At 54.3% G+C, this 1692-nt stretch carries 2 protein-coding genes; both read left to right on the top strand.

What is annotated here, in order from left to right:
• On the top strand, window positions 1-254 hold a 254-nt coding region (locus L692_RS28820; protein ID WP_036723700.1), incomplete at its 5' end, for a M24 family metallopeptidase.
• A gap of 451 nt (window positions 255-705) precedes the next feature.
• The coding region (locus L692_RS0114015; RefSeq protein ID WP_025700792.1) for a HAMP domain-containing protein at window positions 706-1692 on the top strand (987 nt) is incomplete at its 3' end.

Raw genomic sequence — 1692 nt, forward strand, 5'->3', positions numbered from 1 at the left:
TTGAGGAAGCGGGATACGGTCCTTATTTTGTTCATCGCGTGGGCCACGGCCTTGGCATGGACACTCATGAGTATCCTTCCCTGCACGGCCTTAACGGGGACATCATGGAAAGCGGCAACGTCTTTACGGTGGAGCCTGGCATTTATGTGCCCGGACTCGGCGGCGTGCGGATCGAGGATGAGGTGCTCGTGTCGGAGGGCGGCGCCCGGACGCTCACCCGGTTCCCCAAGGGCTGGACGGTGCTGGAGCTGTAATTTCAAATCAAGCAAGAGAGCTGCGTTGCGCAATTATACGGGGCTCTCTTTTTTTATGGAGTCCCCGCAGCATATTCAACAACGGCCTCAACCGATGAGATCCCCCCCAGCCCGGATTACCCCTTCCCAAACTATGGTTACTGAAAAAAATGAAGAAATTGCGAAATATTCCGCAAATCCGGGTGAAACAAAGAAAAATATACCTTACATAGGCCATTTCTCCCTATTCAACCACAGGTTAATTTTATAGAATAGTATCCATGCACACCGCCCCCTGTCTTTATGCCGGGTTGAACGGCAGGATAATAGACCTATCCATCCGAACAGCCGCCAGCCCACGGCTAATGGCAGAAACGGACGCTGTTCTCTTCAGAAGCCGTTATCGTAAACGCATCAAGGGAGCATGGACGCATAGCTTGTACATTTACCGTTAAAAAAAGGAGAGAACCGCATGTTTCGGATCAGTCATTCCATCGGCCGGAAATTTATCTTGTTATTGCTTGCCGCGCTCTTATTCACCTCCCTGACGCTTAGTGTCAGCTTTTACTTCATCTCCATCAATACCTTCACGAGTTACGTTGTCCCGCAGGTTGACAAGCTTCTCGGCTCTGCGGCGCAGGACGTTTACAAACAGCTGAACTCGACCAATGCGCTCCAGTCCCGCAGCAGCGATCAGGCGGCGACAAATGTGGAGTATTACTTCCGGGATAAACGGAACCAGCACAATGTGGAGACGATATTTCTAGCGGAGTATAAGGATGGCAAAGCTGTCGTTCTGAGCGCGGATCATGATTCGGCGCTTAAGCGGAAGGAAGAAGTGCAGGCGACACCGGCGCTGGAGCAGGCTTTCCAGGGAAAAAGCGCTATAAGCGAATTATACTCCGACAGTCACGGCGTACATAAAACGGCTTACGTCGCTATTCCAGGCAGCGACCTTGTGATCGGCGTCAGCGCCGACATGACCTTCGTCAAAGATAAGATGACGGACATCCTGCGGACCAGCGCCGGTATCACGCTGCTGGCCCTGATTGTCAGCATGGCGGCGGCCATGCTGATGAGCCGGCGGATTACCCGTCCGATCACCCGGCTTGCGGCATACAGCAACCGGTTGGCCGAGGGTGATTTCACACAGGAGCTGGTTATCGAAGGCCGTGACGAAATTTCCCGGCTGTCCGAGAGCTTCCGGGCGATGACCCTGCGCCTGAAAGACTTGATCGGCGAGGTGCTGAGCACCGCAGGGACCGTGATGGAGGATTCCAACGAATTGAGGGAGCGCGTGGACGGCATTCGCGGCATGGCGGAAAGCTCCAGAAGATCCGCCTTTGAGATTGGCCAGGGCAGTGCGGCAATCGCAAGCAGTGCGGCGGATAACGCGAAGGCCATGGAAGAAATCAGCCAGGGCATTCAGCATATCGCGTCTGCGGCTAGCGAAGTGACT

It is taken from the genome of Paenibacillus forsythiae T98 (assembly GCF_000520735.1).
Taxonomy (GTDB): domain Bacteria; phylum Bacillota; class Bacilli; order Paenibacillales; family Paenibacillaceae; genus Paenibacillus_AQ; species Paenibacillus_AQ forsythiae.